The sequence below is a fragment of the Candidatus Desulfosporosinus nitrosoreducens genome (assembly GCF_030954495.1).
GTDB lineage: Bacteria > Bacillota > Desulfitobacteriia > Desulfitobacteriales > Desulfitobacteriaceae > Desulfosporosinus > Desulfosporosinus nitrosoreducens.
On the sequence record NZ_JAVHUW010000038.1, the window covers coordinates 1 to 7165 of the forward strand.

Annotated in this window: 9 protein-coding genes; all 9 read right to left on the minus strand. The window is 42.9% G+C overall.

The window, feature by feature from the left end; translation table 11 throughout:
• Positions 1-150 (minus strand): NADH-quinone oxidoreductase subunit J (locus REC12_RS06610; RefSeq protein WP_308893040.1); only part of this gene is annotated, 150 nt, incomplete at its 3' end.
• 35 nt (positions 151-185) lie between these two features.
• On the minus strand, positions 186-599 hold the full coding sequence (locus REC12_RS06615; RefSeq protein WP_308893030.1) for a NuoI/complex I 23 kDa subunit family protein: 414 nt from the start codon (positions 597-599) through the stop codon (positions 186-188).
• Positions 600-617: 18 nt separating this feature from the next.
• Entirely contained in the window at positions 618-1658 is a 1041-nt protein-coding gene (nuoH, locus tag REC12_RS06620; protein WP_308893031.1) for an NADH-quinone oxidoreductase subunit NuoH, read from the minus strand.
• Positions 1659-1683: 25 nt separating this feature from the next.
• Complete coding sequence (locus REC12_RS06625) at positions 1684-2787, minus strand: NADH-quinone oxidoreductase subunit D (protein ID WP_308893032.1); 1104 nt, start codon at positions 2785-2787, stop codon at positions 1684-1686.
• A gap of 11 nt (positions 2788-2798) precedes the next feature.
• Positions 2799-3287 (minus strand): NADH-quinone oxidoreductase subunit C, encoded by a 489-nt coding sequence (locus REC12_RS06630; protein WP_308893033.1) that lies wholly within the window; start codon positions 3285-3287, stop codon positions 2799-2801.
• Positions 3277-3798, minus strand: a complete 522-nt coding sequence (locus REC12_RS06635) for an NADH-quinone oxidoreductase subunit B (protein ID WP_308893034.1) — start codon at positions 3796-3798, stop codon at positions 3277-3279. Before REC12_RS06635 ends, REC12_RS06630 begins: the two co-directional genes overlap by 11 nt.
• Positions 3789-4145 (minus strand): NADH-quinone oxidoreductase subunit A, encoded by a 357-nt coding sequence (locus tag REC12_RS06640; protein ID WP_308893035.1) that lies wholly within the window; start codon positions 4143-4145, stop codon positions 3789-3791. Before REC12_RS06640 ends, REC12_RS06635 begins: the two co-directional genes overlap by 10 nt.
• Positions 4146-4401: 256 nt before the next feature.
• Positions 4402-5139 (minus strand): IS21-like element helper ATPase IstB, encoded by a 738-nt coding sequence (istB, locus tag REC12_RS06645; RefSeq protein WP_308893037.1) that lies wholly within the window; start codon positions 5137-5139, stop codon positions 4402-4404.
• Positions 5132-6643, minus strand: coding sequence for an IS21 family transposase (istA, locus tag REC12_RS06650; protein WP_308893039.1), 1512 nt, complete (start codon positions 6641-6643; stop codon positions 5132-5134). The genes istB and istA overlap by 8 nt, the downstream gene beginning before the upstream one ends.
• Positions 6644-7165 lie beyond the last annotated feature (522 nt).

Consider the following 7165-nt stretch of genomic DNA (forward strand, 5'->3'; position numbering starts at 1 on the left):
TGTGTAAACCAGCAACTGAACTGCGGCCAGGAAATCCGCATTCATAAGCACATAGAGCACTGCAACACCCGAAAAGGAAAGTGCCAAATAGAATGCACTATGCACAATGTTCTTCGATGTGACAACACCCCAAGCCGCGGCGATGGCCATGATGGCGAAGATAAAGAAAACGATAGTGCCCACCTTTACCCCTCCTTTCCACCTGGCTTGTTCGATTGCTTAGATCGCGCAATCATATCCCACAGTAATTCTTCGCGATGGTAGACCGCATTTTCAAACTCTTGGGAGAGTCTAAGCGCACCGGTCGGACAGGTTTCCGTACATAACCCACAAATAAGACAGCGACCAATGTTCATATGGTAAGTCTTCAATACTTTCTTGTTATTCTCATTCTTTTCGCTCGTTAGATTAATGACTTGATTCGGACAAACGTTTACACAAAGCCCACAAGAAATACACTTCTCGGGTTCAAGAGCCATGGAACTCCGTGTACGGGGAGGAAGGTCCGGCTTTACTTCAGGATAATACTCTGTAAGATTGGGTCCGTAGAAACGTTTAAGCGTAATGCTCAAGCCCTTTATTAAACCTTTACCAAACACTTTTTACCCTCCTATCCGCTAAATGAATAGCTGGTAAATATAAATACCCAGACCTGTTAAAAAGATGTTCGCCAACGATAAAGGAAGCAGAATCTTCCAGGCAAAATGCATCAGATGATCGACTCTCATCCGAACAAAGGTCCAACGGACCCACATCATTAAGAAAATTACGAGCCATATCTTGAGAATAAACCATAGCCATCCAGGCAGAAATCCCGGACCGTACCAACCACCCAAAAACATCGAAACAGCAATTGCAGATGTAGCGACCACGTTACCGTATTCAGCAAGCATAAATAGCCCCCACCTGAGTCCGGAGTACTCCGTAAAAGGCCCGGCTACAATCTCCTGCTCCCCTTGAACTTGATCAAACGGAGCCCTGTTCGTTTCTGCTATACCGGCTATTAAATAAATTAAGAAAGCCAAGGGTTGCAGGAATATAAAGGGAATGGTTTTCTGAGCCTCAATGATAGATGAAAGGTTGAAGGTCTGAGTAATCATGACGACACCTAGCAAAGAAAAGAGCAAAGGTATTTCATAACTTATCATTTGAGCTACTGCTCGAAATCCCCCCAGTAGAGAAAATTTATTGTTTGATGCCCACCCTGCCATCAGAAGCGCCAACGTTGAAATTGAGGAAATTGCCAAAAAGTAGAATATACCTAAGTCAAGATTAATTGCCACCATTCCCTTACCGAAGGGAATAACACCAAATGCCATCAAGGTAACCCCTACGAGCATCATTGGGGCAATCTTAAAAAGGAAAATATCTACATTAGCTGGGTAGATATCTTCCTTACCCAACATTTTCACCGCATCAGCAATAAATTGAAACCACCCGTGCGGCCCGAGGCGATTGGGACCTGATCTTTGGGATACCCAGTGGGCAAATTTACGTTCCACCAAGCTGAGAAACAAAGCCGCAACAACCATAATCAAAAAGAGCATGATAAATACTATAATATTAATCGTCAAATCGGCACCTAAAGAGTGGGAATCCCCAAATAGTCCACGGATGTAGGCCGCTATATTCACAAACACATTGTTTAAAGCGTCCATCTTCTTCTCCTTTCATCGAAAATTTTTACTTATCCACTTCACCTAAGACGAGATCCATGGAAGCAAAAATAGTCACAAGGTCTTGAATCTTCCAACCGGTCACTATAGCCGGAAGCATTTGAACGTTAACAAATGCTCCGGTACGTATACGTACCCGGGCTGGCTTCGTCGTCCCATTACTGACTATGTACCAACCCATCTCCCCCTTTGGGTTCTCAACTCGATGATAAACTTTGCCGGCTGGGGGTTTAATCACCTTCGGTACCTTTGCCTCTACAGGCCCTTCCGGGATGTCTCTCAGTGCCTGCTGAAGAATTTTTCTGCTCTCTTGAATCTCAAGAAGGCGAATAAAGTGTCGATCATAGGTATCACAGCCATACAACACTGGGACATCGAAATCAAACCTATCGTATATACCATAAGGTTCGGCTTTCCGTACATCATACTGTACTCCGGAAGCTCGTAGATTCGCTCCCGTGATGAGCAGATTTTCTGCCAATTCTTTAGGGAGAATACCCACACTTTTCATACGTGACTGCGCAATTTCATTACCGAAAAAGATGCCATAATACTCCTCAATCATTTCCGGCATGTCATCGAGAAAACTCTTAAGTGCAGGCTTAAATCCGTCTGGAACATCACGGCTGACCCCGCCAATGCGAAAGTAATTTGGAGTCATACGATTGCCCGCAGTCATCTCAAATAAGTCGAGGATTCGTTCACGGTCACGGAAACAATAACTCCAGGGAGTCCAACCGCAAATATCCAGAGACCCACTCGCGATCATGACTAAGTGACTGGCAATCCGACCCAGTTCAGCAAAGATCACGCGAAGGTACTCTGCACGTTCGGGAACTTCTATACCCATCAATTTTTCAACGGCTTGGACGTAACCCAAACTGTTATGCGGACCTGCCAGATAATCCAGACGGTCAGTATACGGAACAAACTGATTATAAGTACGATTTTCCGCCATTTTTTCCAAACCACGATGGAGATACCCAATTTTGGGTTCAACGTTAGTAACAACTTCTCCATCCAAATGGACCACCATGCGAAACACGCCATGCGTGCTTGGGTGTTGGGGGCCCATGTTCACCGAATACTCTTGAGTTCCTTTAATCGTCATAGTTCCCCCACCTATTCCCCTTCTTTTCTTACTCGCATTACCGCTCGTTGTTCATGACTCTCAACAACATAATCTTTTCGCAAGGGATATCCTTCAAAATCGTCCCACATATAAATGCGTTTCAAATTAGGATGTCCTCTGAATTGAATGCCGAACATATCAAAGGCTTCACGCTCTAAAAAGTCTGCTCCCTTCCAAAGGGAAATGGCCGAGTCAATCACGGGATTTTCCCTTTCAACTATCGCTATAACACGTAAACGCTGTGGACCGCGCAGACTGGATAATTGGTAAACAACCTCGAAGTGATCCTCCAGATCCATACCGGCTAAGTCATGCAAAAAATCACACGGAACAGCCGCGAAATTCTTAACACACGTCAAAACTTCCAGCACATATGGATAATTAATAGTTAATTCGAGAACGCCAAGGCTCTCTTCAACTTGTCCATTAACCTTATCTGCCAACTCGGATACTTGTGCTCTCAAAATTTCACTTAACATGCTTAATTAACCTCGCCTTAGCAGGATTTTGTATTTTCTGTTTAAGTTGCAACATCCCAAAAATCAAGGATTCCGGTCTTGGCGGACAGCCAGGGATATAGACATCAATGGGAACAATGCTGTCCGCTCCAGGTACCACGGCGTAAGAATCTGCAAACGGACCCCCTGAGCAGGCACAATTGCCCATGGCAATCACCCATTTGGGCTCCGGCATTTGATCATAGATACGACGCGCAATAGGGGCCATTTTCCGTGTCAAAGTCCCTGCCACGATCATTAAATCTGCTTGTCTCGGTGACGCCTGAAACACCTCATAGCCGAAACGCGACAAGTCATAACGAGGATCTCCTGATGATGCCATCTCAATAGCACAACAAGCCAGACCGAAAGAGCAGGGCCAGAAAGAATGCACCCGACCCCAGTTCAAGAACTTCTCGACGCTGGCAAGCAGAATATTCTTTTCAGCCGCGGCCTCAGCATCACGCAGCTCTTTCTCCTTCTTTACATCCACTCCAAAGCACCTTCTTTCCACGCATACCAAAAACCAACTATAAGAATGATCAGGAAAATAAACATTTCAGCAAAAGCGAAGGTCCCTAATTTACGAAACGTCAATGCCCAAGGATACAAAAAAACTGTTTCTATATCAAAGGCAGTAAAGACAATAGCATAAAGAAAGTAGTTACTCTTGAATCCGATCCACGCCCTGCCAATTGGCTCATTACCGCATTCATAGGTTGTTAGCTTTTCCCTGTGCGGCTTATGGGGTGCCAATAGATGAACAACAGCCATGACAACGATAGGTAACCCTATTGCAAACGCAAGCAACAAACCTACCGCAGCAAAATTATCCGACATTTCTTTCCCTCCTCACATCAATAGTTTGAATATTGTGATTATTTTCTCATGTTTTTTTGTGCTCTTACAGTTCATGGCTAAAAACCTATATACGAACCCCTTTGTCAAGACACAATTTTTGCAATGTAAGTTATCTCCTTTCCATTTTATTTTAATTGTTCTTGCGTTCAGGGATTGTTTTTAAGCAATTTGTGAGACAGATGTAAGCAGTCAAGTAAAACCAGCAACTTTTCGCCACAAACCATACAACATTTTGTTACTGTGTAATGGTCTTCCTATGTTGGAGTCTGTAGCTGTTGCCTGTCATGTTTAAAATCTCGCAGTGGTGAATAAGGCGGTCTAAAATCGCCGTTGTAATTGTGGCATCCCCTAAAAAGTCAGCCCATTCATCGAATCCTTTGTTTGAGGTAATGATGAGTGATGTTTTCTCGGACATTGAAGACACGAAACCGAAGAACAAATTGGCTTCTATTGTAGAAAGTGGCATGAAGCCAACTTCATCAATAATAACCAGTGCTGCTGAGTTGAGTATTTTTATCCGCCTTTTACTGGCAGTCGAGATTTGTGAGGTTTTTAGTGTAATTATGAGTTCATCCAAGGTCGTAAAAGCTACAGCATAACCTAGGTTTAAAGCCTGTACCGCTAAGGATAAAGCCAAATGCGTTTTCCCGATACCAGGGGGGCCCAGGAAACAAATGTTGAACGCTTGCTCAACCCAAGTCATATCGGACAATCTTAGCATCTGTTCCTTAGATACGCTGCGTTGGAATCCGAAGTCGAAAGTTTCCAGGGTTTTTTCGGCAGGTAGATTTGCTCTTCTTCTGCGAATTAGATTTTGCTTTTCCGTCCGAAGACGTTGTTGCTCCGAAAGGAAAACTTCAACGCTTTCGAGAGGCGTGAGATTATTCTTTTTAGCATAAAGGTTTTCTAAATCAACAGGAACCAAATGCAGTCCTGACACCAATGCATTGACACGTTCAATCCGTTCATTCATGGCTGCCACCTGCCTTTGCATACACATCCAAAGAACGTTTCTCAGTGGTTACATGGTACTTGTTGTTGCTAACAGGAATAGCATTGAGGACGATTACTTGTTTTGGTTTGGCACTGTGCTCTAAAAAATCCTTTACATACGTTATTCCGAAGAGTTTGCTTACCTCACAATATCTGATGGCATTGAGTACGTCATCAATTCCATAGCTATCGCATAATGTTTGCAGCAACCGGAACTGATCACGGGCATAGCGTGCTTTTTCTGTTCGAATTGTCTGCAGAAAATCGGTTGCTTTGAATAATAACAGCTCATCAACAGTAGTTTGAGCTTTATCCATCGAGTCTGTAATATCTCTGGAATGACTGGTGCTCTTAATTAATTGACCTCTGCCGGTTGAGATTGGATGTTCACAGATAAATTCACCGAATACGGTCATAATCGTCAATTTTTCACTCTTCGCTTCAATGCTGACCTCTTTTTGGTTGTTGTATGTACCAAGAGGCAAAGAGTACCGATTACTGTCATAGACGATCGTATTATCTTTCCGAACGTTTCTGTAAATGGTTACATCACCGTTTGATCGGATGTCCAACAGGGGCCTTAGGTGTTCACGTTCATCTTCAAACACCTTGGCTGGTATCCTTTTGGTAGTGCCGTGAACTTTCGCATTACCGGTTCTATCCAACCATTTTAGGAACGAACTGTTGAGAACTTCCTCATCAGCAAAAAGTCTGTTTTCAATGAAATTATACTTAATGAATTTAACCACATTCTCTATCTTACCTTTGCTTTCCGGATCAGCTGCTCGGCAGAGGTATACTTTTAAATTGCATTCTTGCCGGAACTTCTCAAACTCAAAGGTATGAATAATATCTCCATAGTTTTCTGAAACGCTGACGATACTATCCTGATCAAATACCATTTCTAGCGGCATCCCACCTATATATCTAAAGCACTCATGACAGCTTGAAACCAGATCGCTTGTTGTGAAAGGCCGAGTTTGAAAGAATGCCCATTTGTAACGTGCATGAGCTAGTACAAAGGCTGCAAAGCGAATCTTTACACGTTGTCCATCAATGGATTGCATCCACTTTTCACCAAAGTCCACCTGTAACTGCTGCCCCATTGGGAGCTCTTCTACAGCTTCATAATCCCTAGGATGATTGGATTTTTTAAGATTATATTCCTCTCGTAACCCTTTGACATAACGGCTGACAGTTCGTTCCTTGATATCCTCTTTGTAATGCTCCCTGAGCCAGTCGCATACTTGGGCGGCTGTCATTGTTGGATATTGTTTCAACCAACTAATGATGATTTCCTCATAGTTTGAAAGTAGCAGTTCTCGGTTAATGCTATACAGCTGTTTGGCGAATTCATCCGCTGTCATGTTCCAATATCGTGTTACTGTTTCTCGATTTATGTTCAGCTGCTTGGCAGCCCGAGACCGAGTGAATCCAATCTCTTTAAGTTGCTGTATCTGTTTATACATCTTAAATCCTTTCAAGCTAACAGCTCCTGACCTCTTTGCTAGCCCCTATTCTAACAAAGTCCGGTCGCTGTATTTGATTTAAGTTGTATGGTTATTGGCAAAAAGTTGTATGGTTTGTGGCAGAAACTTGTATGCTTTCATTGGCGTAAATGTGTATGGTTTAGTTTACCATTCACATATGAGGTACATGATGCCTTTTCCATTTTGACATAGCTTAATCTTTAGATTTCTTAGCAGGAAAGATTTAACCTAATCATCTCACAACTTTCCTGCAAAGTAAGGGGAATGCTGTCTAATTAGGAATCAGAGGCTAATATACACTAAAGCGTCATAGAGACTTCATACTCGAAGTCTCTATGACGCTTTTTACCGGTATCTCGTTATTCTAAAACCTGTAAACTCATCTTATACTCATAAATCAATTCATTAAATTCCTCTGAGGAACCGTTATCCCGAAGCAGTGACTGAGCCTTTTGCAGCAAACGTTTATGTACTCCTTCTCTGGTGATTAAAAAGTTGATCATTCGTTTCATATTT

Coding starts and splice junctions, on each gene's coding strand:
- REC12_RS06640 (WP_308893035.1), bottom strand. CDS start 4,145: ATGTCGGATAATTTTGCTGCGGTAGGTTTGTTGCTTGCGTTTGCAATA.
- REC12_RS06630 (WP_308893033.1), bottom strand. CDS start 3,287: ATGTTAAGTGAAATTTTGAGAGCACAAGTATCCGAGTTGGCAGATAAG.
- istB (WP_308893037.1), bottom strand. CDS start 5,139: ATGAATGAACGGATTGAACGTGTCAATGCATTGGTGTCAGGACTGCAT.
- REC12_RS06625 (WP_308893032.1), bottom strand. CDS start 2,787: ATGACGATTAAAGGAACTCAAGAGTATTCGGTGAACATGGGCCCCCAA.
- nuoH (WP_308893031.1), bottom strand. CDS start 1,658: ATGGACGCTTTAAACAATGTGTTTGTGAATATAGCGGCCTACATCCGT.